Below are 26,167 nucleotides of genomic sequence, written 5' to 3'. Positions count from 1 at the left end.
GGGTGAAATGGCTTACCGACCACAGCAACACTTCCCCCGCAAGATGGCAAGTGCCGAGGCGGTGCTTTGAGTTCGGTGCCGCTTCGGCGGGGCGGGGTTGCGGCAAAGGGGGATGAACGGCACAATCGGGGCAGCAACAAGGAGCCGGCGATGGCGTTCGAAACAATTGCCCAAGTCGAGGACCTGTCCATGGCGCGGGTGCTGGTAGTGGCGCTGCGGGCGCATGGCTTTCATCCGCTCGAGGGCGGGGAAGGCGGACTGCCGGGCGTGCGCGGGCTGTTCGGGCCGCGCGGCGTGCCGGTGCAGGTGCCAGAAGAGGAGGCGGGGGACGCAACCCTTCTGGCGCGCGAGTTGTTGAAGGAAATGCAGGGGCCTTAAAACTGCCACATCAGTGAATGGTGGTCCACGCGAAGCGGGCGATTGTGTCACACCAGTGGTTTGGCTATAAGCGCGCCCATTGTTAACCTTTAGGCAGGCCTTCGGGCAGGAGCGACTTCATGGCGGCTTGGATGCGCGGATCGGTATCGGCAGCGGGTTTGGCAGCGGTGGCCCTTTTGATGGCCGGTTGCTCTTCAACCTCCAACACCGCAAATCTCAACACGATCGGCGCCCCGGCGCAGTTGCAGCCGGTGCAGCCTTCGAGCGTGCAGCAAAGCACGCTGCCGGCACTCGGCGGCGCTACTGGCGCGCCCGCTCCCGGACTGTCGGGTCAGCCCGTGTTGGGCGGCGTTCCCAGCACCCCTCCAGGCATGGCCGGGGGCGTTTCATCGCTGCCGCCGGTTGGTGCGTCCACCCAGACGGCTTCCAACAGCTCGTTTGTAACACTTGGGCCCAATGGCGCGGCGCCAGCGGCACCGGGCGGCTTTACCGCCGGGCCCGAGGGCGTTTGGACCGTGCAGGCCGGGCCGACGCAGTGCCGGCTCAACCTGCCCATGACCGCCAAGACTGGCACCAGCTATTACCGCGCATCGGCGCCGGGCTGCGGCGTGCCGGGCCTTGCTTCGGTGGGCGGCTGGCAGCAGGTCGGCTCGCAGCTGCAGCTCTATGACGAGAATGGTAATATCGCCGCGTTCCTTGCACCGAGCGGCGGGCGCTATATCGGTACGCTGGGCGGCGGCCAAGCCATTTCCATGCAGCGCTGATCGCGCCTGACTTGCCAAGCCAGGCTGACCCATTCGCATCGTCCCAGTCGGGGCCGGTGAGCGCTGCTTATGCGGCGCTTGTCGCGCGTGGCGGTTTGAGCCGCGATCCCGCCCAGGAACAGGCGGCGGGATTACTGGACGGTATTGCCACTGCGCTCGACGCTTCGGCTTCCGGAGGCTTTCTGGCCCGGTGGCTCGACAAGCCGCAGCCCGTCAAGGGGCTCTACCTTTATGGCGAGGTGGGACGCGGCAAGACCATGCTGATGGATCTGTTCTACGAGGCGACGGCAATCCCGCAGAAGCGGCGGGTGCATTTCCATGCCTTCATGGACGAGATCCACGCGGGCATTGCCGCGTTCCGCAAGCGCGCCAAGGCCAAGGGTGATGATAGCGATCCGGTGGAAGCGGTGGTGCGGCCCATCCTCAAGGGTGGGTTGCGGCTGCTGTGCCTCGATGAATTTCACGTGCACGATATCACCAATGCCATGCTGCTCAACCGGCTGTTTGAAAAGCTGTTTGCGGGCGGGGTGACGCTGGTGGCCACGTCCAATGTGGTGCCGGACCGGCTATATGAGAACGGGCTCAACCGCGAGTTGTTCTTGCCGTTTATTGCGTTGCTCAAACAGTATACGACGGTGGCGTCACTCGACGCGGAACAGGATTACCGGCGGCTCAAATTTGCCGGCCAGCAGGTATTTGCCTTCGGGACCGGGCCGGAAACCAAGGCGGCGATGGACCGGTTATGGTTGCGCCTGACCGGTGGCGAGGCGGGGCGGCCGACCACGATCCACAGCACCGGGCGCGAAATTGCCGTGCCGCTCGCGGCGCGCGACGCTGCCCGGTTCGGCTTTGCCGATCTCTGCGAGAAGCCCTTGGGTTCGCGCGACTTTGTGCGGATTGCTCAGAGTTTTGACGCCATGATCATTGATGGCGTGCCGCAGATGGACCGCACCAAGAGCGATGCGGCCAAACGTTTTATCCTGCTGATCGACAATCTCTATGACCGCGGCGTCAAGCTGGGCGCGAGCTTTGCGGCTCCGCTGGCTGAACTGGGGCGCGACGATCGCACGGCGTTTGAGTTCGAGCGTACGGTATCGCGGCTGGTCGAGATGCAGTCGGAAGAATATCTCGGCAAGGCGTTGCGCGACGTCGGGGTGGCCGAGCACTGAGATGGAACGCATCATGATCATTGGTGCGCCGGGTGCGGGAAAGACATGGTTGGCGGGCCAAGTTTCGGTCAAGCTCGGGTTACCGGTGATCTCGGTTGACCAATTTGTGCATGACAGGGGTGGCAAGCTTCGGCCTGCTGACACCATCGACCAGGATGTCCGGGCTGCGGCAGAGCTGCCGCGCTGGATCATCGCGGGCGGTAATACCCGAACCTATGGGGACAGAGTTGCCCGTGCGGACTGCGTGATCCGCCTCAAGCTGCCGCGATTGCTGCGATTGTGGCGGCTGTGGCGCCGTGAGGGCGTTAACCTTGGCCTGTGGCGCGGCGCCTGGAGCTATGAGCGCGTGCTCGGAGACAGGGACGAAGCGGTGCTTAGCGCCGCCGGTGGCATCCCGGTGTATGATCTTCGATCAGCGGCTGCGGTGCAGGGTTTTCTGCGCATCCTTCCATGCCCGCTCGGCATGGGGGCTTCCCCCATGGGCAAGGGATGAGGAGGAGTTTAGACGAAGGGTTCACTTGCCCCTGTGACGCGACAGGGTTAAGAGGTGCGCCAATTCAACGCAGTGGGGATTGAGGCTTATGGCGCGCAAAAAGATCGCTCTTATCGGCTCGGGACAGATCGGCGGAACGCTCGCTCATCTGGCAGCGCTCAAGGACCTGGGCGATATCGTGCTGTTCGACATCGTCGATGGCGTGCCCCAGGGCAAGGCGCTGGACATTTCCCAGTCTGCACCGGTTGAAGGCTATGACGCCAAGATCACCGGCACCTCCGAATACAAGGACCTCGCAGGAGCCGATGTGGTGATCGTCACCGCCGGCGTGCCGCGCAAGCCCGGCATGAGCCGCGACGATCTGCTCGAAATCAACCTCAAGGTCATGGAGCAGGTGGGCGCGGGTATCGCCAAATATGCACCCGACGCTTTTGTGATCTGCATCACCAACCCGCTCGACGCCATGGTCTGGGCGCTGCAGAAGTTCTCGGGCCTGCCCACCAACAAGGTGATCGGCATGGCCGGCGTGCTCGACAGCTCGCGCTTTGTGCATTTCATCGCCGATGAGCTCAATGTCTCGGTCGAAGACGTCAATGCGTTCGTTCTGGGCGGGCATGGCGACACCATGGTGCCGCTGGCGCGCTATTCCACCGTGGCCGGCATTCCGCTGACCGATATCGTCAAGATGGGCTGGATGAGCCGCGAGAAGCTCGACGCCATCATCCAGCGCACCCGCGATGGCGGCGCCGAGATCGTCGGCCTGCTCAAGACCGGGTCGGCCTTTTATGCGCCGGCAACCTCGGCCATTGCGATGGCCGAGAGCTATCTCAAGGACAAGAAGCGCGTGCTGCCTGCTGCTGCGTTCCTCAATGGCGAATATGGCGTCAAGGGCACCTATGTCGGCGTCCCCGTGGTGATCGGGGCCAATGGCGCCGAAAAGATCATCGAGATCGCACTCAATGGCGCCGAGCAGAAGGCATTCGACAGCTCGGTGGACGCCGTCGAAGGCTTGATCGAGGCCTGTAAGAAGATCGCACCCAAGCTGGCCTGATGGTACTCCGAGCGCTCCCGCCGGGCGCCTAGCGCAGATTTCTGCGCTTCCGGTGCTCACGTACTCAACGTACGCTGCGCTCCGGTTCTCGACATCCACGCTATCCGCCGCGGCGGATAGCCCCCAGAGCACCATCAGGTGCCCCACACAGGGTTCAAGCAAATGAACATTCACGAACACCAGGCCAAAGAGCTGCTGAAGTCCTACGGTGCGCCCGTGGCTGAAGGCGTTGTGATTTATTCGGCTGACGAGGCGGAAGCCGCGGCCAAGAAGCTGCCCGGGCCGCTTTATGTAGTCAAGTCGCAGATCCATGCCGGTGGACGCGGCAAGGGCAAGTTCAAGGAACTTGGGCCCGATGCCAAGGGCGGCGTGCGGCTGGCACGCTCCATCGACGAGGTGAAGGCATTCGCCAAGGAGATGCTGGGCAACACGCTCGTGACCAAGCAGACCGGCGATGCGGGCAAGCAGGTCAATCGCCTTTATATCGAAGACGGTGCCGACATCGCGCGCGAGTTGTATTGCTCGCTGCTGGTGGATCGCAGCAGCAGCCGCGTGGCTTTCGTTGTGTCCACCGAAGGCGGCATGGATATTGAAGCGGTTGCCGAGCACACGCCCGAAAAGATCATCTCGGTGACCATCGATCCGCAGACGGGCGTGACCGAAGCAGATGTGGCCAAGATTGCCGACGCACTGGCGCTCGAAGGCGACGCCAAGGCGGATGCCGCCAAGCTGTTCCCCATTCTCTACAAGGCATTTGTCGAAACCGATATGAGCCTGCTCGAGGTCAATCCGCTGATCGTGATGACCGATGGTCATCTGCGGGTGCTCGACGCCAAGGTGAGCTTTGACAACAACGCCGCCTTCCGCCACCCCGAGCTCAAGGAGCTGCGCGACCTTTCGGAAGAAGACGAAAAGGAAATCGAGGCGTCCAAGTACGATCTGGCTTATGTGGCGCTCGATGGCAATATCGGCTGCATGGTGAACGGGGCGGGCCTTGCCATGGCCACCATGGACATCATCAAGCTCTATGGCGCCGAGCCGGCGAACTTCCTCGATGTGGGCGGCGGCGCGACCAAGGAAAAGGTCACGGCGGCGTTCAAGATCATCACCGCCGATCCGGCAGTGGAAGGCATCCTCGTCAACATCTTTGGCGGCATCATGCGCTGCGATGTGATCGCCGAGGGCGTGATCGCTGCGGTCAAGGAAGTGGGCCTGCAGGTGCCGCTGGTGGTGCGCCTCGAGGGTACCCGGGTCAAGGAAGGCAAGGAGATCCTCAACCAGTCGGGTCTCAACGTCATCTCCGCCGATGACCTTGACGACGCTGCCCAGAAGATCGTCGCCGCGGTCAAGGCCGCCTGATCCCCCCACCCGATTAAAGCGTAGGCCCAAACCATGTCCATTCTCGTCAACAAAGACACCAAGGTCCTCGTGCAGGGGCTGACCGGCAAGACCGGCACGTTCCATACCGAACAGGCGCTGGCCTATTACGGCACCAAGATGGTGGGTGGTGTTAACCCCAAGAAGGCCGGGGAAACCTGGACCAGCGGGCTCGATGCTTCGGCGTCGCTGCCCGTGTTCGCCTCGGTTGCCGAAGGCAAGGAGCGCACCGGCGCCACCGCATCGGTGATCTATGTGCCCCCTCCGGGCGCTGCCGCGGCCATCGAGGAAGCCATCGATGCGGAAATCCCGCTGATCGTGTGCATCACCGAGGGCATTCCGGTGCTCGACATGGTGCGGGTCAAGGCCAAGCTCGAAAAGAGCAAGTCGCGCCTCCTGGGCCCGAACTGCCCCGGCGTCTTGACTCCGGAGGAATGCAAGATCGGCATCATGCCCGGCTCGATCTTCTCCAAGGGCTCGGTGGGTATTGTTTCGCGCTCGGGCACGCTTACCTATGAGGCAGTGTTCCAGACCACCAATGAGGGTCTTGGGCAGACGACGGCGGTGGGTATCGGTGGCGACCCTGTGAAGGGCACCGAGTTCATCGACATGCTCGAAATGTTCTTGGCTGACGAAGCGACCAAGTCGATCATCATGATCGGCGAAATCGGTGGTTCGGCCGAAGAAGACGCGGCGCAGTTCCTGATCGATGAAGCCAAGCGCGGCCGCAAAAAGCCGATGGCCGGCTTTATCGCGGGGCTGACCGCACCAGCCGGGCGCACGATGGGCCATGCTGGCGCGGTGATCTCGGGCGGCAAGGGCGGCGCGCAGGACAAGATTGCGGCCATGGAAGCAGCGGGGATCAAAGTATCCAAGTCCCCGGCGCGGATCGGCAAGACCTTGGCGGAAGTGCTCAAGGGCTGATGGGGCAATAGAACCCCAACTCGGTCCCGTTTTCGCCATTGAGTGATGTTAGGGACCAGCAAGTGGGCCGGGCGGCGGCGCTCCAGGGCGCCGTCTCGCTTAACAAGATGCTCACGAAACTCGGTTAAGGCTTCGTATTCGGACTACAGGTAAGCCGGGCTGGCCGGCTTGTTGAGAAGGATGGCGGGGCTCGGGCCTCGCATAAAAGCGATGACACGACAGGAAAAGAACGACACGTTCTTGCTGACCTCGTTTCTTTACGGGGGCAATGCCGACTATATCGAACAGCTGTATTCCCGCTTCAAGGCCGATCCAAACAGTGTCGACGAGACCTGGAAGAGCTTTTTCGGCAAGCTCGAAGACAGTGACGCCGACGCCATAAAGAGCGCCGAGGGGCCGAGCTGGGGCCGCACCGACTGGCCGCAGAGCCCTCGTAGCGAGCTGGTCAGCGCGCTCGATGGGAACTGGGGCGAGATCGCCGTCAAGACCGAAAAGGCTGTCACCAAGAAGGCCGAAGCTGCTGGCGTTCCGGCGGCTAGCGCTGCGGATGTGGTGCAGGCGACCCAGGATTCCATCCGCGCCATCATGATGATCCGCGCTTATCGCATGCGCGGGCATCTGCATGCCGATCTCGATCCGCTCAAGCTGCAGGTGCGCGAAGCCGCGCCCGAGCTCGACCCGCAGAGCTATGGCTTCACCGAGGCCGATTACAGCCGCAAGATCTTCATCGACAACTATCTGGGCCTCGAATACGCCACCATCCCCGAGATGCTGGCCATTCTGCAGCGGACCTATTGCGGCACGCTCGGCATCGAATTCATGCATATCTCCGATCCCGAGGCCAAGGCCTGGATCCAGGAGCGCATCGAAGGGCCCGACAAGGAAATCACCTTCACCCCCGAGGGCAAGAAGGCGATCCTCAACAAGCTGATCGAGGCCGAAGGCTTCGAGAAGTTCATCGATGTGAAATATACCGGCACCAAGCGCTTCGGCCTTGATGGCTCGGAAGCGCTGATCCCGGCGCTCGAGCAGATCATCAAGCGCGGTGGCGCGCTGGGCATCAAGGACATCGTGCTCGGCATGGCCCACCGCGGGCGCCTTAATGTGCTCACCCAGGTCATGGGCAAGCCGCATCGCGCGCTGTTCCATGAATTCAAGGGTGGCGCGTTCTACCCCGAGGACGTGGAAGGCTCGGGCGACGTCAAGTATCACCTGGGCGCATCCTCGGACCGCGAGTTCGACGGCAACAAGGTGCACCTGTCGCTGACTGCCAATCCGAGCCATCTCGAGATCGTTGATCCCGTGGTGCTGGGCAAGGCACGTGCCAAGCAGGACCAGCACATCTCGCCTGATGGCAAGCTCATCAACATCGCCACCGAGGGCAAACCCGACCGCTCGATGGTGCTGCCGCTGCTGCTGCATGGCGATGCCGCCTTTGCCGGGCAGGGCGTGATCGCCGAGTGCCTGGGGCTTTCGGGCCTCAAGGGCCACCGCACCGGCGGTTCGGTGCATTTCGTGATCAACAACCAGATCGGGTTCACCACGAGCCCGAAATTCTCGCGCTCCTCGCCCTATCCGACCGATGTCGCCAAGATGATCGAGGCGCCGGTGCTGCATGTGAATGGCGATGATCCGGAAGCGGTGGTGTTTGCCACCAAGGTCGCGATCGAGTTCCGCCAGCGCTTTGGCCGTCCCGTCGTGATCGACATGTTCTGCTATCGCCGCTTCGGTCACAACGAAGGCGACGAGCCAAGCTTCACCCAGCCGCTGATGTACACCAAGATCCGCGGGCACAAGACCACGCTCGAGATCTATGGCGAAAAGCTGATCGGGGAAGGCCTGGTCACCGCCGAGGAGATCGACGCGCTCAAGGCGGAATGGCGCAGCAAGCTCGAAGCCGAGTTCGAGGCCGGGCAGGACTATCGGCCCAACAAGGCCGACTGGCTCGATGGCGCCTGGAAGAACTTTAAGCCGGCCGAGCAGGAAGGTCCGCGTCGCGGCCATTCCGGCGTCGAAGTGGATCGCCTGCACCAGATCGGCACCGCGCTGACCAAGGTGCCGGAGGGCTTCAACGTCCACAAGACGGTCAAGCGGTTCCTCGATAACCGGCTCGCCGCGATCGAATCGGGCGAGGGCATCGACTGGGCGACTGCCGAGGCATTGGCCTTTGGCACGCTGGTGACCGAGGGTCATCCGGTGCGCCTGTCGGGTCAGGATGTGGAGCGTGGCACGTTCAGCCAGCGCCATTCCGTGCTCAACGACCAGATGGTTGACGGCAAGACCTTTACGCCGCTCAACAACCTGGCTCCCGATCAGAGCCGCTACGAAGTCATCAACTCGATGCTCTCGGAAGAAGCGGTGCTGGGCTTTGAATATGGCTATTCGCTGTCCGAGCCCCGCGCGCTGACGATCTGGGAAGCCCAGTTCGGCGACTTCGTGAACGGCGCTCAGGTGGTGATCGACCAGTTCATCTCCTCGGGCGAGCGCAAGTGGTTCCGCATGTCGGGCCTCGTGATGCTGTTGCCCCATGGCTATGAAGGGCAGGGCCCCGAGCACTCCTCGGCGCGTCCCGAGCGCTTCCTGCAGCTGTGTGCCGAAGACAATATGCAGGTCGCCAACTGCACGACGCCCGCCAACTATTTCCATGCGCTGCGCCGGCAGGTGACCCGTGACTTCCGCAAGCCGCTGATCCTGATGACCCCCAAGTCGCTGCTGCGGCATAAGCGGGCAACTTCGGGCCTGGCTGAGATGGGCGCCGACTCCTGCTTCCATCGCCTGCTTTGGGACGATGCCGAAGCGCCCGGTGCACCCAAGACCAGCATCAAGCTGGTGGCGGACGACAAGATCCGGCGCGTCGTGCTGTGCACCGGCAAGGTGTATTACGACCTCCTGGAAGAGCGCGAGAAGCGCGGCATCGATGATGTGTATTTGTTGCGCATCGAGCAGCTTTATCCGTTCCCGGCCAAGGCGCTGCTGGATGAACTGGGCCGCTTTGGTAATGCCGAGATCATCTGGTGCCAGGAAGAGCCCAAGAACATGGGGGCCTGGGCGTTCATCCAGCCCTATGTGGAATGGGTGTTCGACCAGATGGGCCGCAATGGCCAGCGGGTGCGCTATACCGGCCGCCCGGCTTCGGCCTCCACGGCCACGGGCCTGATGCGTACGCATCTGGCACAGCTGCAAGCCTTCCTCGACGAAGCTTTCGCACAATAAGGGACTGACAATGTCGACAGAAATCCGCGTGCCGACGCTCGGCGAAAGCGTTACCGAAGCCACCATCGGGCAATGGTTCAAGAAGGTGGGCGATGCGATCGCCGCCGATGAACCCGTGGTGGAGCTGGAAACCGACAAGGTGACCATTGAAGTGCCGGCTCCTGCCGCCGGCGTGCTCGAAGCGATTGCGGCCAAGCCCGGCGATACCGTCGATGTGGGTGCGCTGCTGGGTGCGATCGGCGCTGCCGGTGCGACGGCAACTGCCAAGCCAGCACCCGCCGCCAAGGCAGCCGAGGCGCCAAAGCCGGCCGCAGCCCCTGCTGCTGGTCAGGCCGATCCGGCGCTTGGCCACCAGACCAGCCGCGAAGCTCCGGCTCCGGCGGCCAGCAGCGGTTCGGCGACGGCCAGCCCTTCGGCCCAGAAGCTCATGACCGAGAATAATCTGGGCGCGGGTGACCTTAACGGCTCGGGCAAGCGCGGCCAGGTGCTCAAGGAAGACGTGCTGGCGGCGGTCAGCCGCGTTGGCGCCGCCCCTGCAGCCGAGGCCAAGGCGCCAGCAGCGGCCCGTGCTCCGGTTGCGGCGGATGATGCCGCGCGCGAAGAGCGGGTGAAGATGACCCGGCTGCGCCAGACCATTGCGCGCCGCCTCAAGGACGCCCAGAACACCGCCGCCATGCTGACCACCTTCAACGAGGTGGACATGAAGCCAGTGATGGACTTGCGCGCCTCCTACAAGGAGCTGTTCGAGAAAAAGCACGGCGTCAAGCTTGGCTTCATGGGCTTTTTCACCAAGGCGGTGGTGCATGCGCTCAAGGAAATCCCCTCGATCAATGCCGAGATCGATGGCGATGAGCTGATCTACAAGCAGTACGCCCATATCGGCGTGGCCGTGGGCACCGATAAGGGCCTCGTGGTGCCGGTGGTGCGCGATGCCGACCAGATGAGCATTGCCGAGATCGAGAAGTCGATCAACGCACTGGGCAAGAAGGCCCGCGACGGGCAGCTGTCCATGGCCGACATGCAGGGGGGCACCTTCACGATCTCCAATGGTGGCGTGTACGGCTCGCTGATGTCCACCCCGATCCTCAATGCCCCGCAGTCGGGCATCCTGGGCATGCACAAGATTCAGGAGCGCCCGGTTGTCGTGGGCGGCCAAATCGTCGTGCGTCCGATGATGTATCTGGCGCTGAGTTATGATCACCGGATCGTGGATGGCAAGGAAGCCGTGACCTTCCTTGTGCGCGTCAAGGAAAGCCTCGAGGCGCCCGAGCGCCTGGTTCTGGACCTCTGATCGGGGCCAAATCACTGGTTTGTTGAAGGCCCGCTTCGGCGGGCCTTTGTTTTGTCTGGTCACGTTGGCGTGGGGCGGGTGGCGGGTAACGCTTTGCTAAGCTCTAACCGGTTTCTACAGGGGCTGGGGCGTTGCAGTGTGGAGTTGAGTGTTTGAAGAAGATCCCTGTCATTGCCTTGTGCCTGTTGCTGCCCGTTTCTGCCTGGGCGCAGGAGGCCATCGAACCAGCGACTGCTGTTCCCGATCCGGCCCTTGTGGGCGAGTTGATGGCGTTCCACGGCTCGGAAGCGATCGTTTCGGCGATGACCACCCATTGCTATGAAAATACCGGGCTCAACAGCGCCTATGAAACGGCGCGCGACAACTGGTATTTGCGCAATATCGGCTTTCTGGACCTTGCCGACCGGGTGATCGCGCGGCTAGGGGGCGGGGAGCCCGGCCAGCTCGAGGCGGCCGAGACTTATGGCGGCACCCAGATCATGAGCGCCTATAACAGCGCCGACGACAAACGGGCCTTTTGCCAAAGCTTTCTCGAGCGGGTGGAAAGCGGCGAGCTCGACATCGACAAGCAATTGCCCGAGCCGCTCAAGCGGGCCCAGGATATTGCCTCGCGGTGAGGCTGCGTGGGCAGCGGGAGTGCTGCGTTTTGCCAATTCGCTTTTGCCGCGACTCCGGCTAGTAGACGACAGTGTCCGGCGAGGCTTTTCCGCGCTCTAGCGGTGGTTAAATCTCCTGACCAACATTACATCTAGCCGCAGGCCGCCAGCGTGACTGGGGCTGAACAGCAGTTGCAGGATTTTTGGGGCTATCACCATGGCAGATATATTCGACCTCATCATCATCGGCTCGGGCCCGGGCGGCTATGTGGCAGCCATTCGCGCGGCACAGCTGGGCATGAAGGTCGGCGTGGTGGAGAAGTGGCCGACGCTGGGCGGCACCTGCCTCAATATCGGCTGCATTCCCTCCAAGGCACTGCTGCATGCTTCCGAGCTGTTCGATGAGGCCGCGCACGGCTTTGCGCAACTGGGGATCGACATTCCCGCGCCCAAGCTCAACCTGCCGCAGATGATGAAGCACAAGACCGATACGGTGGCGAGCAATGTCGGCGGGGTGGATTATCTGTTCAAGAAGAACAAGGTCACCGTGCTGCGCGGCACCGGCTCAATCGTCGGCCAGGGCAAGGTGCGCGTAACGCCGGAAAGCGGCGAGGCCAGCGAGGTCGAGGCCAAGGCCATTGTGATCGCCACGGGTTCGGTTTCTGCCAACCTGCCGGGCATCGAGATCGACGAGACGCGCGTGGTCACCTCCACCGGCGCGCTGACGCTCGACAAGGTGCCAGGCAAGCTGCTGGTGATCGGGGCCGGCGTAATCGGGCTTGAGCTTGGCTCAGTCTGGGCGCGCCTTGGGGCCAAGGTCACCGTGGTGGAATATCTCGACCGCATCCTGCCGGGCATGGACAGCGAAGTGGCGCGGCAGTTCCAGCGCATTCTCGCCAAGCAGGGCATCGAGTTCAAGCTGTCGAGCAAGGTCGCGGGGATCGACAAATCAGGCGCTGCGCTGCAGGTGCGGGTCGAGCCGGCGCAGGGCGGCGAGGCCGAGGTGCTGGAAGCCGATGTGGCGCTGGTGGCGATCGGGCGCAAGCCGTTCACCGAAGGGCTCGGGCTCGAAGAAGCGGGCGTGGCGCTCGATGAACGCGGGCGCGTGCGCGTCGATGCGCATTACAAGACTTCAGTTGAAGGCATCTATGCCATCGGCGATGTGATCGAAGGGCCGATGCTGGCGCACAAGGCCGAGGACGAGGGCATTGCCGTGGCCGAGATCCTGGCCGGGCAGGCGGGCCACGTCAATTACGGCGCCATCCCCGCCGTGGTTTACACCAATCCTGAAGTGGCGAGCGTCGGCAAGACCGAGGACGAGCTCAAGGCCGAGGGTATCGAATACAAGATCGGCAAATTCCCCTTCACGGCCAATGGTCGTGCCAAGGCGATGCTGGCGACCCAGGGCTTCGTCAAGATCCTGGCCGATGTGGAAACCGATCGCGTGCTGGGCGCCCATATCGTGGGCAAGAATGCCGGCGAGATGATCCACGAACTGGTGACGCTGATGGAATTCTCTGGGGCGGCGGAAGACCTCGCCCGAACCACCCATGCGCACCCGACGCTATCGGAAGCGGTACGCGAAGCGGCGTTGTCGCTGGGTGATGGCGCCATCCATATCTAGGTCCCGAGGCGGCGGGCGTCCCGCCGCATTGGACATGAGGACTAGGTTCTGTAACGTGCCGGAGCGCATCTTGCGCTTCGGAGCCCGTTCATGTTGAGCCTGCTTTCTTATGTCGCGATCGCCGCCCAGGCGATGACGGCTGCGTTGACGGCTGGGCAGCGCAGCATGGATTGGTTCGGCGTTTGCGTGTTGGCCTGCGTGACGGCGCTTGGCGGCGGTACGGTGCGCGACATCGTGTTGGGACATTATCCGCTGTACTGGGTGGCCAACCCCTATGTCTTGTTGTTGGCCAGCGGAGCGGCACTCCTTACCATCGCCCTGGCGCAATTTGTCGACCGGCTGCGCTGGCCGTTCCTCTTGCTGGATGCGCTGGGTCTCGTGGTGTTCACCATCATCGGCTGCAATGTGGCGATGCAATCGGGCAGCCATCCCATCATCGTGCTGGTTTCGGGCATGGTGACCGGCATAGTCGGCGGCGTCCTGCGGGACGTGTTGTGCAACGACGTTCCGCTGGTTTTCCGCAGTGAGCTTTATGCGACCGTGTCTTTGGCGACAGCTGCGGTATATTACCTGGGGCTCAAGGCAGGCCTGAACGCGGAACTGGTCAGTGTCGCGGCGGCTTCCTTCGGCTTTGCGTTTCGCGTTGCCGCGCTGATTTGGCACTGGAACATGCCCAAGTTTGTCTATGATAAAGATCTGCGCTAACGCATAGGGCCTTCCGTCCCTAACCCCCTTATGGCATTGAGCTACCATACAAGTGGAGTGTGGCATGCGACAAACTTGGCGGTGGTTCGGTCCCCAGGATCTGACCAGCATTGACGATATCACCCAGGCTGGCGCGCAAGGTGTCGTCAGCGCGCTGCATCACGTACCCAATGGGGTGGTGTGGACGCCCGAGGAGATCCGCAAGCGGCACCAGGAAATCGGCACCCGCAAGGATGGCACGGCTTCGCGCCTGACCTGGGACGTGGTGGAAAGCTTGCCGGTTTCCGAAGACATCAAGAAACAGAAGAACGACTGGCGCGAGCATATCGCCAATTACAAGATTTCGCTGCGCCACTTGGCGGAAAGCGGCATCGAGGTGGTGTGCTACAATTTCATGCCGGTGCTGGATTGGACGCGGACCGACCTGCGCTTCACCGTCGCCAATGGCGCTTCCTGCATGCGCTTTGACATCAATGATTTTGCCGCCTTCGACATTCATATTCTCGAGCGGCCGGGCGCTGGCGCCGACTACAGCAATGCCATTGCCGACGAGGCCGGGCGGCGCTTTGCCGAGCTGGATGAGGACAGCAAAAAGCAACTTGCGCGCAATGTGACCATGGGGCTGCCGGGCTCAACGGAGTCGATGACGCTCGACGATGTGCGCGCCCACCTGGCGGAATATGGCCAGATCAGCGCAGAACAGTTGCGGGCCCATTTCATCGACTTCCTCGAGGAAGTGGTGCCGACGGCCGAGGAGTTGGGCGTGCGGCTCTGCTGCCATCCCGACGATCCCCCGTTCGCGCTGCTGGGTTTGCCGCGGGTGATGTCGACCGAAGCGGATTACACCACCATTCTGCAGGCGGTGGACAGCCACGCCAATGGCATGACGCTGTGCTCGGGTTCGCTGGGGGCACGGCCGGACAACGACCTGCCGGGCATGATGGAGCGGCTGGGAAGCCGGGTGCACTTCCTGCATCTGCGCAACGTCAAGCGGGACACCGACGACGTCATGGGCTCGTTTTTCGAGAGCGAGCATCTGGGTGGGGATGTGGACATGGTGGCCCTCATCGCGGCCATTGTGCGCGAGGAAAACCGGCGGCGCATTGCCGGGCGGAGCGACCACACCATTCCCATGCGCCCCGATCATGGGCAGGACATTCTCGATGACCTCAACCGGCGGGCGCAGCCGGGTTACCCGACGATTGGCCGCATGAAGGGGCTGGCGGAACTGCGCGGGGTGATGACCGCGTTCGAGCATCGGGAACTGGGACTAGCGGCGCGCTAGTCTTCCAGCAGATAGGCGCCGGCGCGGGTGGGCAGGATGGTGGAGCCCACGATCTTGGCGATACCCGCGCCGCGCCGAACATATTTGGCCGAAACGCGCGAGAGCACGATGCCGCTCGTTCCGGCGAGGATCGGGCGGCGGGCCATGAAGGCTTCCGGGCCATCCATGGCGATGAGATCGGCCACGGGCTGGCCGGCCTCGACATGGTCACCCAGCTCGACCCGGTAGGCGAGGAGCCCGGGCGCATCGACGCGCAGCACTTCGGTGGCTTCAAAGGGCGTGGGGCCAGGAGCGGGGACGGGTGCTGCCGCGGGCGCTGCGTCGATCAAGCCGCGGCCAGCAAAGAAATTGAACAGCCCCAGAGCGTCCTGGCGGCCGAAATGGTCGAAGCTGTCGGCGCGGCCCCGATATTCAAGGGTTGCGGCCTCGACGGCCACCGGAACGGGATGGCCGGGATTTGCAGCCGCGGCCTTGCGGTAGAGCGAGGGGAAGACCTCATCAAAGGAGCCACCGCCACTGTCCTCGGCCGTAAGGGTCGCGGCAACGCCCATCCAATTGGCGAGATCCTGCAGGCCCGGCATCAGTTCGGGCGAGGTGAAGATGTGCTTGAGGCTGTCGTCGTCGCAATGCAGGTCTAGCACGAGATCGGCGGAAGCGGCGGAGCGCAGGACCTGGAGGCGCAGGTGTTGGGCGGCGGAGCTGGGGATTTGTTCGTCAATCCAGGCGGCAACAGCTGAGCGGATGGCGGCGATATTGGCGGTGGGGTCGTCGCTCAGCCGGCCGGCGAGGGCCGGGGCGACCAGCGGGTAGAGATCGGGCCAGCGGCGGTTGTAGTTGACCCCGGTTTCGGTGTCGTAGCGCCCGATATGGTGGCGCAGCGACCGGTTGGCGAGCCCGAGCGGGTTAACCGAGGGGAAGATGGTGAAGCGGGCACGCAGGGCGCCATCGGCGTCGCGCAGCATGGGCAAAAGGTGATGCAGCGCCATGGTGCCAGGCTGTTCATCGGCATGGAGGGCCGCTTGCAGATGGACGGCGCGGGGCGCGTCGGCAGGGCCGGCCGTGTACCAGAAGAGCTCGGTGCTGGTGCCGGGGATGTCGCCGGAAAGGGTGTTGCGGTGGAGCTCGAAGGTCATGGGTTCAGCGCATCCATTTGGGGGCAAAGCGCAGCTTGGGCTGGTTGGGCATGTGCCGCATCAGGCGGCGGTAAACGAGGTCGAACACGAAAAAGACGGTGAGCGAAACCACGAGGAAATACAACGCGGCCACCGAGAAGTGGAGGAAGACGTTGTAGTCGCGCTCGAACAACTCCTTGGCGGTGATCATCAGGTCTTTCTGCTGGCCGATCACCGGCAGCGCGAAATACACGATGGCCGTGGCGTGGAAGAGGAAGACGACCTCGTTGGTATAGGCCGGCCAGGCCAGGCGGATGGCGCTGGGCCAGACGACGGAGCGGAACTGTTGCCAGCGGCTCATGCCAAAGGCGCGGGCGGCTTCCACCGAGCCGCGCGGCACGGCGCGCAGGGCACCATAGAAGATTTCGGCGGTATAGGCGGCGGTATTGAGGGTCAGTACCACCGGGCCGATGAAGAGGGGATGGAGCACCAGCCAGGAGATGCCCCATGGCTTCCAAACGCTGATATTGAGCGACAGCGCCAGCGAATAGAACATGAAGAACTGGATGAAGAGCGGCGAGCCGCGGAAGGCGTAGATATAGCCGCGGCAAAGGCGGGACAGCAGCGCATTGCGCGCGTTCTTCCCCAGCGCCAGCAGGATCGCCATGCCAAAGCCGATGGGGATGGAGGCGGCGGCAAAATAGATGTTGAACCAGACGGCCGGCAGGAACAGCGCCAGTTCAGCGAAAAAGCGCTCCATCAGCTGTGACCTTCGCTGATGATGCCACGGCCGACGCGCCGGGTAATGGCGGCAAAGGCCTTTTCGGACAGGAAGGTCACGAGGATATAGAAGACGAAGAGAACGAGGTAATAGCGCCAGCGCCAATCGTCATGCACCAGCCCGACGGTGGGCAGGAAATTGGGGGCGCCGAGCCGATCGGCCCACAGGACGATGTCGGCGATCTGTAGCAAGGACAGCAGGGATGTCGCCTTGATGATCAGCATCCAGACATTGGAAAGGCCGGGCAGGGCATAGACCCACATCTGGCGGATCTGAAAGCGCCAGAGCACCTGGCGGGCCGAAAAGCCGAAGGCCTGAGCGGCTTCGAGCTGGCCCTTGGGCACAGAGCGCAGGGCGCCGTGGATCACCGTGCTCGCGAATGCGCCGTAAACCAGCCCGAGTGAGACGGAAGCGAGGACGAGGTATTCGGGTGTGCCCAGGAGCCAGTTTGCGCCGGGACAGGGCGGCCAGGCTGCAGCCTGGGCCGCGATGTCCTCGGGTGAGCAAACCTGCTTGGCCAGCAGCCACTCTACGCCTTGTTCGAAGGCCAGGGGGAAAAACAGAAAAAACAGCACATCAGGTACGCCGCGCACGATGTTGGCGTAAAAACCACCCACAAGCCGCAACGGCAGGAAGCGCGAATTGCGGAATGTGGCCCCGAGCAATCCAAAGATCACGGCCAGAGTGCCGCCGGCCAGGGCGGCAAAGATCGTGAACTGGAAGCTCGCATACCAGGTGAGGTGCTTGCCATTGGTCAGATAAGCCAGCCAGAAGCCGATGTCTTCGCTCATAGATAAGGGCTGACCGGGCAAGAGGAGGAGACTTGGCGAGAAGCCGGGGCAGGGTGCCTGCCCCGGAGCAATGGTTTATTGGGCGAAGTAGGGACCGCGGCCTTCGAACCACTTGGCGATCAGCTCGTCAACGGTGCCGTCGGCCTTGAGGGCCGCAAGGGCACCATCAAGCGTTGCCTTGAGCTCGGTATCTTCCTTGCGGATGCCACCGCCGATGCCCTCGCCGATGAGGACATCTTCGCCAACGAACTCGATCCCGCCGCCCGAGGCATTCACGACTGGCTCGAGATAGGCCCCGTCGGCAAAGATGACGTCGAGATTGCCACCAGCCAAATCGGCCATCGCCTGATCGGCCGTGGTGAAGGACAGGATGGTATTGCCTTCAGCCATGTTCTGCTCGGCGTAAGCGGCCTGGATGGTGCCGCCCTGAACGCCGATTCGCACGCCGCTGAGGTTGGCGAAATCCAGATCAGCGCCGGCAGGGGCAGCGAAGCGCGACGGATCGGGCGGGAAGTAGTTGTCGGTGAAGCCGATCGACTCGCGGCGCTCATCGGTGATCGACATGCCCGCCATGATCAGGTCGTAGTTGCCGGCAAGCAGGTTGGGGATGATGGAGTCCCAATCATTGATAACCCACTCGCAGGTGAGGCCCGCCTGTTCGCAGATGGCATTGCCCAACTCGATCTCATAGCCAGCGGGAGCGCCGGAGTCGTCGAGGTAGTTCCAGGGTGCATAGGCACCTTCGGTGGCGATCCGCAGGGTTTCCTGGGCTTGAACGGCTCCGGAAAGCGACAGGGTCGCGAGCGCCGCCAGCAGTAATTTTTTCATTGTCGTCTCCGTTTTCGCTGATGTGCTGCCTAGCTGTGCTGGGCAGCGTTGAAGAATTGCCTGAGCCGAGCGGACTTGGTGAAGTTGAACACCTCCTCGGGCGTACCTTCTTCCTCGATGCAGCCCTGATGCAGGAAGATAACGCGGTCCGAGACCGAGCGGGCAAATTCCATGTCATGGGTCACAAGGATCATGGTGCGGCCTTCATCAGCCAAGACCTTGATGACGCGCAGAACCTCTACTTGCAATTCAGGGTCGAGTGCCGAGGTCGGTTCATCAAACAACATGACACGCGGATTGATGCAGAGGGCGCGGGCGATGGCGGCGCGCTGTTGCTGGCCACCCGAAAGCTGAGCCGGATAGCTCATGGCCTTGTCGGCAATGCCTACTTTATCCAGCATGGCGAGAGCTTCACGCTCCACTTCGGCGCGGCCGCGTTTTTGCACCACAAGCGGCGCTTCCATGACGTTCTGGAGGATCGTCATATGTGCCCAGAGATTGAAGGACTGGAACACCATGCCGAGCTCCGAGCGGATGCGGCGGATCTGCTCTTCATTGGCTATGCGGCGATGCGAGCCCTCGCCGCGCAGGGCAATGGGTTCACCGTCGATGCAAACAGTGCCGCGCTCGGGCACTTCGAGCATGTTGATGCAGCGCAGCAGCGTCGACTTGCCCGAACCAGACGAGCCGATCAGGGATATGACCTCGCCTTCATAAGCGGCAAAGGAAATGCCCTTGAGGACTTCGAGTGCGCCGAAGGATTTATGCAGGTCCTGGAGCTGCACCACCGGGGATCGAGCCCCAGCGGGCTGAGTTTGCGTCATACTTACCTTGCGTCCGTGGCGGGGGCAGCCGCTCTGGTCATGTGCTCGTTTTTGAGGCTCGCTCCTCAATTCGCAATCAAGAAATGCAAATCCACGGCAATAAGCAAGGGAAAACGCGTGTTTGCGGCTGCATGACTGCGTTCAAGCGCCGAACTGGTCGGCCGGGACGCGCAGTCGGTAGCTCAGCCGGTCCTCGTCGATGGTGAAGCTGGCGGTGCCCCCGACAGAAAGCGGCACGATGCGCTCGAGCACCATGGTGCCGAAGCGGGGCGCCTGGCGGGTTTTTTCGGTGTCGATGCCCGTTTCCTGCCACTCAATGAGGAGGGATGGGGGCTGCTCGTCCTCCTGGCTTACCTGTGCGTCGATCCAGACATGCCCCATCTGGCCATCCGAAAGCGCGCCGTGAAAGACGGCATTGGCGGCAAGTTCATGGATGGCGAGTCCGATATGCAGGGCAGCGTTGGGCCCGAGCAGGGGATTGTCTCCGGTCAGGCGCATCTCCTTGAGCATGCCCGAACTCACCCGGGTGAGCTGTGAGGTCACAAGCGACTGGAAGTGCGTGCCCTGCCAATTGCTTTCGGTCACAAGGTCCTGCGTGCTGGAAAGGGCGTGCAGGCGGCCGCGGAACTTGTCGAGGAAGTCCTTAATGCCCCCGCTGTGGTGGGCGGTCTGCATCGCGACGCTTTGCACGATCGCAAGGAGGTTCTTGGAGCGGTGACTGACTTCACGCAGCAGCGCCGCGATGGCCGCCTCGCGGCTGCGCTCGTCGGTGATATCATTGAGGACGATGATAACCCCGTCGCTATCGGGCAGGAACCGGCCCTCGAACTGTCGGCGGCGGGAGCCGTCAGGCAGTTCGAACGTGTTGGTTTGCACTTGGCCGGTGGCGCGGCAATCGGCAACCGCCTCGGCAAAGCTGGACGCGACGGACTCAGGCAATAGCTCCCGTTCGGTGCTGCCAATGATCGGGCAGTTGGCCCAGGCGGAGGGAAGATTTTCGGCCAGATCGAAACGGCCCTGAGAGTTGTGGTGCAAGATGGTGATCCCTTGCCCCGCCAGTCCGGCAGACAAGGCGCGCAGCCGCAGAGCTTCGGGGGGCTCGGTAGAGGTGCTCGGCATGGCGTTAACTGCTCACTATTTGCGGCTGCCTTGCAAGCCAAAGGCGCTGAAACAGCGTACGCCTTTGGCTTGCAAGGATCGCCTAGGATGCTTCAGACACGCCGCATAAGGCCGACGACGATAGAACTGGCGACCAGCACCAGGAACAAAAAGAACAGAAGTTGGGCGGCGCCGGCCATCGCGCCAGCGAACCCGCCGAAGCCGATTATGAAGGCCAACGCCGCAATGACAAGGAAGACAAGCGCGTAATACAGCATGGGTTTGCTCCCGGACCTGCCAATGCAATGGTAACGGGTGGCCGATAGCGCGGTTCCTGCAAGGCACAAAAAAGGGCCGGGAAAACCCGGCCCGATCAATGGTTTGCAGTACCCTCAGGCTGCAGCGCGCGAACCTTCGTCAAAGAACAAAGCCTGGCTGATAAGGGCTTTGACCATGTCCGGGTTGAAGGGCTTGGTCACGAGGAAAGTTGGCTCGGGACGCTCGCCCGTCAGCAGCCGCTCGGGGAAGGCGGTGATGAAAATCACGGGGACCGAATGGGTGTTGAGAATGTCGTTGACCGCGTCGATACCCGAGCTGCCATCGGCGAGCTGAATATCGGCCAGGATCATGCGGGGATTGGTCTGGTTGAAGAGATTGACCGCTTCCTTGTGGGTGCGGGCAACGCTGACCACTTTATGGCCAAGGCTTTCCACCAGCTGCTCGATGTCCATCGCGATCAGCGGCTCATCCTCGATGATCATGATCTCGGTGGCAACCTGGCGGGAGATTTCGACCGAAGCTTCGTCGAGGAGCGCGGCGAACTCGGCGTCCGAGACGGACAGAATTTCCGCCGCTTGCGGATGGGTGAAGCCTTCGACAGCCACGAGCAGGAAGGCCTGGCGGGGGCGAGGGGCAAGGTTAGCGAGGTTGCTGGCAGCGCGCTGCTCCCAGGCGAAGGTGGAGGCAGGCTCGGGAACCTTGACGGCCGAAGACGAGAACAGGGCAGAGAAGAGCTTATAAAGCGCAATCCGGTCGTTTGACGCTTCAGGGAACAATGAGATGTCCGCGATCAGAGCTTCCAGGGTGGCGGCAACATAGGCGTCGCCCGAGGTTTGAGAACCCGTGGTTGCACGGGAAAACCGCCGCAGATACGGCAAGTGCGGAGCGATCCGCGTGGACAAAGTCATTAACAACTCCCAAATGACGCTTGAAGCTTGTGGTGGCCACGATCCGAATAAACGGACCGGTGAAATGAAAGTTCCAATGGCTTGGAACTTTTTTGAGGACGGTGCATTCTACCGACCTAGTGGGCAAATCGGATCAGTTTTATAGGCATGATAAAGGATAATTTTGTGTCCCAGCAACGTATGCGTATGCAGGGGCGGGCGGAGGACGGCTTGGGTCCGAATTCGGACATCGGCTCGCGTCTGCGCGCGCTCTATGGCGCGGTTCAAGACGAGGGCGTACCCGAGCAATTGCTCGATCTTCTTGAGAAACTCGACAGCGCTGAGCAGGCACAATCACGCAAGAATCCTCAACATGGCGGAGAATAACGGCATGGAAGTTGAGGCTCCTTCTTTCAAGCGAGAGATGCTGTCGACCTTGCCGAGCCTGCGTGCATTCGCCGTATCGCTGACGGGCAAGCACGACAAGGCCGACGACCTGGTGCAAGATACCGTCATGAAGGCCTGGGCGAAGCAATCCAGCTTTGAGATGGGCACCAATATCAAGGCTTGGTTGTTCACCATCCTGCGCAATGAGTTCTACAGCCAGATGCGCAAGCGCGGCCGTGAGGTTCAGGACAGCGATGGCGCGTTCACCGAGCGGCTGTCCGTCCATCCCTCGCAATATGGCTCCATGGACCTGCAGGATTTCAAGAAGGCACTGGCACAATTGCCCGATGACCAGCGCGAAGCGGTGATCCTGATTGGTGCTTCAGGCTTTTCCTATGAGGAAGCCGCAGAAATCTGCGATTGCGCCGTCGGGACCATGAAGAGCCGGGTCAGCCGTGCGCGCACGCGCCTGCAGGACATCCTCAAGATCAGCGGCGAAGCCGATTTCGGTCCCGACGCGGTTTCAACGCAGGTAACCACGTCCAACCACTCGTTCTAGGAACGACCGGCGAGCGCCCCTGTAATGGCGCTCGTCAATTTTTGCTCGGGCACGGGCTTGAGCACGACCGAGACATCCTTCATGCCAGGAACGCCGCGAGCAGTGATGTAGTCGGCTGTGGTGAACACCAAGGGGACTCCGGCCCCGCGCAACCCCTCGCACAGCGCCAGCTCATCGGGGGAGGCGCGCTTGAGATCCACGATCGCCAAGGCGCATGAACTCCACTGGTCCTGGAGCGCGAGGGCTTCATCGACGGAATGCGCCAGGGTTGTTTGACCAACATTAAAAGCTTCCAGCACACGCTGGATGTCCAGCGCGATGAGCAGTTCTTCTTCGACAACGAGAACAGTTTGGCCGGTGAGCATGGCGATCCGATAATGTGAGCCACTCTAATGGCTCCCGGCGCGAATCCTGTCATTAAAGTTTGACATGTGAGGGGGCCGACCCTTAGCTAGCCCGCCAAGGGACCCCTTTGCTTTTCGCGGTGTTGTTTGAGTCTCGTTCTGCCCAGTTCCGGTCGACGGGTGCCTTGTCAGCAATGCCCATTGCGGGCGATGCCGCGCTTTCGCGAATTCTCCCCTGGCGAGCTGCAATTCATTTCCACCTTCAAGACGGGCGAGCTGATCGCCGAGACCGGCACCACCGTGTTGTCGGAAGGCGTCAACAACGCCCACCTTTATACGGTGCTGTCGGGCTGGGCATTCCGCTACAAGTCCCTGCCGGACGGGCGGCGGCAAATCCTCAACTATGTGCTGCCGGGGGACCTGGTGGGGCTGCAGGGCTCCGTGCTTGGGGAAATGCAGCATTCCGTAGAAGCGCTGTCGCCCATGGTGCTCTGCGTGTTCCAGCGCAATCGGCTGGACGAGGTGTTCCGCAATCATCCGGGGCTGGGCTTTGACGTCACCTGGCTTGCAGCACGCGAAGAGCGGATGCTCGATGAGCACCTGCTGAGCGTAGGCCGGCGCAGTGCCACGGAGCGGGCGGCCTATCTTATTGCGTTCCTTTATCACCGCGCGGCTTCGGTGGGCCTTGCGCCGTCGCGCACGCTGCATATCCCGATTACGCAAAGCCATGTTGCCGATACGCTGGGCTTGTCCATCGTGCATACCAACAAGACGCTGCGCCGGCTGGCCGACCGCATGCTGATTCGATGGCTCGACCGGGCGTGCGACGTGCTGGACCCCGATGGGCTGATGGCATTGGCTGATTGGGACGGGACAGTGGAGCCGAATCGGCCGTTTATCTGAGGATCGGCCTCAAAACCGCCACCCCCATTACCCAAGAGCGTGCCGGGGCCGCGCCAAGCGCATGTTGAAGTGAGGGCAGGTTGAGTCAGACCGGAACGGTCGTATCGTCGCGCGGATCAATACAAAGGCTGGCCGTGTTCGCCTCGCTGGCTCTGGTCTTGTTGGCAGCGGCGGCGGCCCTCGTGATGATGCAGGGCATTGATCGGCAACTGCGCGACGTAATCGACACCTATGAGGTGCGCAACCAGGCGCGTGAGCTCACCAACGCCTTGGCCGAAGCGGAAAGCAGCCAGCGCGGCTATCTGCTCACGGGCGATGAAAGCTTCGTTGATCCTTATCGCCGGGCGAGTGCTGCAATTCAAACCCGAATGCTCTCGCTGGCTGCGCTGACCAAGGATCGCCCGAACCAGGCCGAGCGGATGGCGTTAATCGCCTCCGAGATCGCGATGCGCACCGCTGAAATGGAGCGCAATGTGCAACTGGTGCGGACCATGCGGGCCGATCAGGCGCAAGCGCTCACCCAAACCGGCATGGGGGCACGGCTGATGGATTCGGTTCGCGAGTCGCTCGAGCAGTTTATCCGCGAGGAAAACCAGCGGCTGGGCGAGCGTAACCGCGCCATTGATACGTCTCGGCGCTGGCTGGTGGGTGCGGTGATTACCGCCCTGGCGGCAGCGGCGATCCTGGCTTATTCGCTGTTTAGCAGATCGCAGCGCATGGTCGTGTCGCTGGCCCATGGGCAGTCCGCGCTGCAATCCCAAAACGAGGTGCTCGAAGGGCATGTGCGCGAGCGCACCCAGGCGCTGGAAGAAGCGCGCGCCCATGCCGAACATGAACGGCAGCGCGTGGAAGCGCTGCTGCAGGACACCAATCACCGTATCGGCAATTCCCTCGCGACAGTATCGTCCATGCTGGGGCTGCAAATGCTGCGTTCGAAATCGCCGGAGGTGCAAAGGGCGCTGGAGTCGGCTCGTTCCCGGGTGCATGCCATTGCGTCGGCGCATCGGCGGCTGCGCTTGGGCGACGATCTGGAAACTGCCCGAGCCGATGAGTTCATGGAAGCGGTGCTTGATGATCTCAAGCTGACCGCCGCCAATGCAGGGGTGGTCCATATCGAAGGGGATGTGGAGCCCTTCGTGATTGGCGCGAGGGATGCCACCACGATCGGCATCCTGGTCGGCGAACTGGTCACCAATGCCCTCAAGCATGCTTTTCCAGACGGGCAGGGTGGCACAATCTCGGTGCGGCTGCGGCGGTCGGAGGATGGCGTGCCCACGCTCGCGGTGGCTGATGACGGGGTGGGCATTGCGCCTGATCAGGACATGGGCGAGGGTGGGCTCGGCAGTGTGATCGTCAAGCAATTGGCCGCACAGTTTGGCGGCGTGCCGGTTTACGAGCGGCGCGAAGAAGGCGGCATGAAGATCTCGGTGCCGCTGCCGACGATAGACTCTGCCGAAAACCCGACACACAGCTGAGAGGGCTTGGGATGCGCATCATTGCCGTGCTGAACAGGGATGGCGGTACGCTGCGCACCATGGACCTTGATGCCTTCAGCACTGAGGCAATCTCGATTTTTGCCGAGCACGGTCATTCCCTCGAGTGCCGGGTGGTTGGTGGCAAAGCTGTCCAGGGTGAGCTTTGGCGCGTGGCGGAAACGCCGGGGGTCGACGTCATTATGGCCGCTGGTGGGGACGGCACGGTTTCTGCAGCGGCGGGGGTGGCCTTTGCCACCAAGGTGCCACTGGCGGTACTTCCCGCCGGAACCATGAACTTGTTTGCCCGGTCTCTCAAAGTGCCGCAGGACCTGCATGAAGCGCTTGAGGCACTTGCCGCGGGCACTATCGGGCAGGTCGATGTTTGCAGCGCCAATGATCGCGCCTTTGTCTACCAGTTCAATGTGGGCGTCCATGCCAGGCTGGTGCGCATTCGCGAAGACATGGTTTATCGGAGCCGGCTGGGCAAGATTTTCGCCAGTCTCCGGGCCGTGGCCGCGACGGTGGTGCGGCCCCCCAACTTCGAAGTGGATCTGCATACGCCCACCGGCAGCCAGCGGCGGCGCGCGTCGGGCATTGTCGTTTCCAACAATCCCATCGGCTCGGGCCCGCTGCCGCATCCGGATCAATTGGATGCCGGCCTGCTGGCCGTTTATGTCGCCGAACCCATGTCGAGCTGGGCCCTGCTCAAGCTGGTAGTCGATGTTTTTCGCGGCACCTGGCAATCAAGTCCGCTGGTTACCTCGACCCTGGTCGAGGAAGCGGTGCTGCATTTTCCCAAGCGCAAGCGCGGTGCCCATGCTGTGATCGATGGCGAGTTGATCCGGCTGGATAAACTGGTAAAACTGCGGGTTCATCCCGGCGGCCTGCCGGTGCTGCTGCCGCAGCCGGCGATGCAGGTTCCCGAATGATTGCAGAATATTGGCAACCAAATACCATCCTGGTCGTTTGGTTGGGTTGATGGATGTGCGGCCTTGTCGTTGCACCATTTGCCGCAACCGGTAACGGGAC

The 26,167-nt window shown here is 62.4% G+C and carries 27 protein-coding genes; 18 read left to right on the top strand and 9 right to left on the bottom strand.

Annotation, left to right across the window (positions count from 1 at the left end; translation table 11 throughout):
- Positions 1-150: 150 nt before the first annotated feature.
- From HRQ64_RS14890 to uxuA, 13 genes are all read left to right on the top strand, one after another.
- A complete protein-coding gene (locus HRQ64_RS14890) occupies positions 151-378 on the top strand; it encodes a hypothetical protein (protein ID WP_127753817.1) in 228 nt (75 codons plus the stop codon).
- A gap of 119 nt (positions 379-497) precedes the next feature.
- A complete protein-coding gene (locus tag HRQ64_RS14885; RefSeq protein ID WP_172123946.1) occupies positions 498-1,142 on the top strand; it encodes an AprI/Inh family metalloprotease inhibitor in 645 nt (214 codons plus the stop codon).
- A gap of 56 nt (positions 1,143-1,198) precedes the next feature.
- Entirely contained in the window at positions 1,199-2,311 is a 1,113-nt protein-coding gene (zapE, locus tag HRQ64_RS14880; protein ID WP_172123944.1) for a cell division protein ZapE, read from the top strand.
- A 1-nt stretch (position 2,312) separates the two neighbouring features.
- Positions 2,313-2,804 (top strand): hypothetical protein, encoded by a 492-nt coding sequence (locus HRQ64_RS14875; RefSeq protein ID WP_172123942.1) that lies wholly within the window; start codon positions 2,313-2,315, stop codon positions 2,802-2,804.
- Between the two features lie 88 nt (positions 2,805-2,892).
- Positions 2,893-3,855, top strand: coding sequence for a malate dehydrogenase (gene mdh / locus HRQ64_RS14870; RefSeq protein ID WP_127753813.1), 963 nt, complete (start codon positions 2,893-2,895; stop codon positions 3,853-3,855).
- 162 nt (positions 3,856-4,017) lie between these two features.
- Positions 4,018-5,214, top strand: a complete 1,197-nt coding sequence (gene sucC, locus HRQ64_RS14865) for an ADP-forming succinate--CoA ligase subunit beta (RefSeq protein ID WP_172123940.1) — start codon at positions 4,018-4,020, stop codon at positions 5,212-5,214.
- A 33-nt stretch (positions 5,215-5,247) separates the two neighbouring features.
- Complete coding sequence (sucD, locus tag HRQ64_RS14860; protein ID WP_127753811.1) at positions 5,248-6,156, top strand: succinate--CoA ligase subunit alpha; 909 nt, start codon at positions 5,248-5,250, stop codon at positions 6,154-6,156.
- A gap of 210 nt (positions 6,157-6,366) precedes the next feature.
- Positions 6,367-9,369 carry a 2-oxoglutarate dehydrogenase E1 component gene (locus HRQ64_RS14855; protein ID WP_172123938.1) on the top strand — a complete coding sequence of 1,001 codons (3,003 nt, stop codon included), beginning with the start codon at positions 6,367-6,369 and terminating at the stop codon, positions 9,367-9,369.
- Between the two features lie 10 nt (positions 9,370-9,379).
- Positions 9,380-10,660 carry a 2-oxoglutarate dehydrogenase complex dihydrolipoyllysine-residue succinyltransferase gene (gene odhB, locus HRQ64_RS14850; RefSeq protein ID WP_172123936.1) on the top strand — a complete coding sequence of 427 codons (1,281 nt, stop codon included), beginning with the start codon at positions 9,380-9,382 and terminating at the stop codon, positions 10,658-10,660.
- Positions 10,661-10,812: 152 nt separating this feature from the next.
- Complete coding sequence (locus HRQ64_RS14845; protein WP_172123934.1) at positions 10,813-11,277, top strand: hypothetical protein; 465 nt, start codon at positions 10,813-10,815, stop codon at positions 11,275-11,277.
- Between the two features lie 196 nt (positions 11,278-11,473).
- Positions 11,474-12,880: a dihydrolipoyl dehydrogenase gene (gene lpdA, locus HRQ64_RS14840; protein ID WP_172123932.1), complete on the top strand. Its 1,407-nt coding sequence runs from the start codon at positions 11,474-11,476 to the stop codon at positions 12,878-12,880.
- A 90-nt stretch (positions 12,881-12,970) separates the two neighbouring features.
- Positions 12,971-13,585 carry a trimeric intracellular cation channel family protein gene (locus HRQ64_RS14835; RefSeq protein ID WP_172123930.1) on the top strand — a complete coding sequence of 205 codons (615 nt, stop codon included), beginning with the start codon at positions 12,971-12,973 and terminating at the stop codon, positions 13,583-13,585.
- A gap of 64 nt (positions 13,586-13,649) precedes the next feature.
- On the top strand, positions 13,650-14,870 hold the full coding sequence (uxuA, locus tag HRQ64_RS14830; RefSeq protein ID WP_172123928.1) for a mannonate dehydratase: 1,221 nt from the start codon (positions 13,650-13,652) through the stop codon (positions 14,868-14,870).
- Here uxuA and HRQ64_RS14825 read toward each other — a convergent pair.
- The 8 genes from HRQ64_RS14825 to HRQ64_RS14790 all read right to left on the bottom strand — a co-directional run bounded on the left by HRQ64_RS14825 (position 14,867) and on the right by HRQ64_RS14790 (position 21,491).
- Positions 14,867-16,003 carry a succinylglutamate desuccinylase/aspartoacylase family protein gene (locus tag HRQ64_RS14825; protein WP_172123926.1) on the bottom strand — a complete coding sequence of 379 codons (1,137 nt, stop codon included), beginning with the start codon at positions 16,001-16,003 and terminating at the stop codon, positions 14,867-14,869. The two genes, uxuA and HRQ64_RS14825, sit on opposite strands and share 4 nt — an antisense overlap.
- Before the next feature lie 4 nt (positions 16,004-16,007).
- A complete protein-coding gene (locus HRQ64_RS14820) occupies positions 16,008-16,742 on the bottom strand; it encodes an ABC transporter permease subunit (protein WP_172123924.1) in 735 nt (244 codons plus the stop codon).
- A complete protein-coding gene (locus HRQ64_RS14815; RefSeq protein WP_172123922.1) occupies positions 16,742-17,554 on the bottom strand; it encodes an ABC transporter permease subunit in 813 nt (270 codons plus the stop codon). The genes HRQ64_RS14820 and HRQ64_RS14815 overlap by 1 nt, the downstream gene beginning before the upstream one ends.
- Positions 17,555-17,629: 75 nt before the next feature.
- Positions 17,630-18,382: a transporter substrate-binding domain-containing protein gene (locus HRQ64_RS14810; protein ID WP_127753801.1), complete on the bottom strand. Its 753-nt coding sequence runs from the start codon at positions 18,380-18,382 to the stop codon at positions 17,630-17,632.
- 29 nt (positions 18,383-18,411) lie between these two features.
- Positions 18,412-19,206: an amino acid ABC transporter ATP-binding protein gene (locus HRQ64_RS14805; RefSeq protein ID WP_127753800.1), complete on the bottom strand. Its 795-nt coding sequence runs from the start codon at positions 19,204-19,206 to the stop codon at positions 18,412-18,414.
- Positions 19,207-19,347: 141 nt separating this feature from the next.
- A complete protein-coding gene (locus HRQ64_RS14800) occupies positions 19,348-20,325 on the bottom strand; it encodes a PAS domain-containing sensor histidine kinase (RefSeq protein ID WP_127753799.1) in 978 nt (325 codons plus the stop codon).
- 92 nt (positions 20,326-20,417) lie between these two features.
- The gene (locus HRQ64_RS14795; protein WP_172123920.1) at positions 20,418-20,582 is read right to left on the bottom strand and encodes a DUF1328 family protein; all 165 of its coding nucleotides are present in this window, start codon (positions 20,580-20,582) and stop codon (positions 20,418-20,420) included.
- 114 nt (positions 20,583-20,696) lie between these two features.
- Positions 20,697-21,491 carry a response regulator gene (locus HRQ64_RS14790; RefSeq protein ID WP_127753797.1) on the bottom strand — a complete coding sequence of 265 codons (795 nt, stop codon included), beginning with the start codon at positions 21,489-21,491 and terminating at the stop codon, positions 20,697-20,699.
- Between the two features lie 165 nt (positions 21,492-21,656).
- On the opposite strand from HRQ64_RS14790, the gene HRQ64_RS14785 reads away from it, so the two are divergent.
- On the top strand, positions 21,657-21,857 hold the full coding sequence (locus tag HRQ64_RS14785) for a NepR family anti-sigma factor (RefSeq protein WP_348983115.1): 201 nt from the start codon (positions 21,657-21,659) through the stop codon (positions 21,855-21,857).
- 4 nt (positions 21,858-21,861) lie between these two features.
- Entirely contained in the window at positions 21,862-22,416 is a 555-nt protein-coding gene (locus HRQ64_RS14780) for an RNA polymerase sigma factor (protein ID WP_127755277.1), read from the top strand.
- Here the strand turns inward: HRQ64_RS14780 and HRQ64_RS14775 are convergent.
- Positions 22,413-22,781 (bottom strand): hypothetical protein, encoded by a 369-nt coding sequence (locus tag HRQ64_RS14775; RefSeq protein ID WP_127753795.1) that lies wholly within the window; start codon positions 22,779-22,781, stop codon positions 22,413-22,415. The genes HRQ64_RS14780 and HRQ64_RS14775 overlap by 4 nt on opposite strands.
- 189 nt (positions 22,782-22,970) lie before the next feature.
- Here HRQ64_RS14775 and HRQ64_RS14770 point away from each other — a divergent pair, with 189 nt between their 5' ends.
- The 3 genes from HRQ64_RS14770 (at position 22,971) to HRQ64_RS14760 (ending at position 26,067) form a co-directional block, all read left to right on the top strand.
- On the top strand, positions 22,971-23,663 hold the full coding sequence (locus HRQ64_RS14770; protein ID WP_172123918.1) for a Crp/Fnr family transcriptional regulator: 693 nt from the start codon (positions 22,971-22,973) through the stop codon (positions 23,661-23,663).
- 80 nt (positions 23,664-23,743) lie between these two features.
- Positions 23,744-25,138, top strand: a complete 1,395-nt coding sequence (locus HRQ64_RS14765) for a CHASE3 domain-containing protein (protein WP_127753794.1) — start codon at positions 23,744-23,746, stop codon at positions 25,136-25,138.
- A gap of 11 nt (positions 25,139-25,149) precedes the next feature.
- Positions 25,150-26,067 carry a diacylglycerol kinase family protein gene (locus tag HRQ64_RS14760; protein ID WP_127753793.1) on the top strand — a complete coding sequence of 306 codons (918 nt, stop codon included), beginning with the start codon at positions 25,150-25,152 and terminating at the stop codon, positions 26,065-26,067.
- Positions 26,068-26,167: the final 100 nt, after the last annotated feature.

It is taken from the genome of Devosia sp. 919 (assembly GCF_013185965.1).
GTDB lineage: Bacteria > Pseudomonadota > Alphaproteobacteria > Rhizobiales > Devosiaceae > Devosia.
This window is presented reverse-complemented; position numbering and strand designations above follow the sequence as displayed.